The sequence below is a fragment of the Limnospira sp. genome (assembly GCF_051859755.1).
Taxonomy (GTDB): Bacteria; Cyanobacteriota; Cyanobacteriia; order Cyanobacteriales; family Microcoleaceae; genus Limnospira; species Limnospira fusiformis.
In genome coordinates, this window is the sequence record NZ_JBIMLI010000340.1 from 1 (window position 1) to 1322 (window position 1322).

Below are 1322 nucleotides of genomic sequence, written 5' to 3' on the forward strand. Positions count from 1 at the left end.
AGGGGCGGGTTCAACAGCCTATATTCTTCTTCACCAGCAGCTATATAAACCCGCCCCCGTTTTTTGACAAAACCCCGTTTCCAGAAACAAGCGATCGCCTTCCCAAACCTCGCCTAAAATCATCTGTAAATTTCTTGCCAATCGCCAAACCCTATGATATAATGGCAGATGGTTTGGTAATTAATTTCGTGTCCCCCTATGACCAGCACTGTCGATAACTCTAGCCTCGAAATCGCCAATAAACTCCTCCAACAAGGAAAAATTCAAGAAGCCGTAGCTGAGTATCGCCGGGGTATTGAGTTAACGCCAGACCTCTCCTGGCATCACTACTATTTGGGAGAGGCTCTCACTCAGTTGGAGGACTGGGAAGGGGCTGTGTCCGCATATCGACAAGCTATTTCTCTCGGTTCCAATTATCTCTGCTACTATCGCCTCGGTGTCGCTTTGGTCAAGTCCGAACGTTGGGATGAGGCTATAGAAGTATTAAATCAGGGCTTGGAATTAAAGCCAGATTATTATAAGTTTTATTTGCCCTTGGGTCAAGCTTTGGTTCACCAACAGCATTGGGAACCGGCTATGGAAGCCTATCGGAAAGCCGTAGCTTTGAAGCCGGGGGTGGCAGAATTTAACTTACAGTTGGGCTACCTGTTGCGCCGCCACGGACGATTTCAGGAGGCTGCGGGTTATTTGCAGCGTGCCGTGGATTTTCAGGGTGATGACCCCCAATTGCAGTTGGCTTTGGGCGTGGCTTTGGTGGAGGGGGGAACAGACCTCGACCGGGCGGAGGGTTGTTTGCGGCGGACTCTGGAGTTGCAACCAGACCAGGGGGAAGCCTATTTTTATCTGGGGAAATTGTGCCAGCGACGAGACCAGCTTCAGGAGGCTTTGGGGTTCTATCGTCGCTGTGGGGAGTTGAGTCCGGGGGTTGACTCTGGCTTGGCTGTGGCTGCGGTTTTGGAGAAGTTGGGGCGCTGGACGGAGGCGGTAGACCAGTATCGCCAAGTGGTCCTGGAGTTTGGGGAGTGCGGTCCGGCTTCCTTGGGTTTGGGACGGGCTTTGGCGGAGTTGGAACGTCCCGTTGAAGCCGTGGTGGAGTGCCGACGGGCGGTGAAATTGGGGGTGGAAACGCCGGAGGTGCATCGGCTTTTGGCTGATACTTTGGTGGAGTTGGGTCGCTGGTCAGAGGTGGTGGAGCATTGGAAGTGGCTGCTGGAGCGCTATCCGGGGGCGGTAGATTGGCGGCGGCGGTTGGCTTTGGCTTTGATGGGATTGGGTCGCTGGACAGAAGCTGCCGCCCAATGGGGAGAATATTGGCGGGTGGC

General features: G+C 54.2%; 2 protein-coding genes. Both read left to right on the top strand.

Going from position 1 to position 1322, the window contains the following annotated elements; all coding sequences use genetic code 11:
• A partial coding sequence (locus ACTIE0_RS24450; RefSeq protein ID WP_439517047.1) for a hypothetical protein occupies positions 1-218 on the top strand: 218 nt, incomplete at its 5' end.
• A partial coding sequence (locus ACTIE0_RS24455) for a tetratricopeptide repeat protein (RefSeq protein WP_439517048.1) occupies positions 199-1322 on the top strand: 1124 nt, incomplete at its 3' end. The genes ACTIE0_RS24450 and ACTIE0_RS24455, both read left to right, overlap by 20 nt.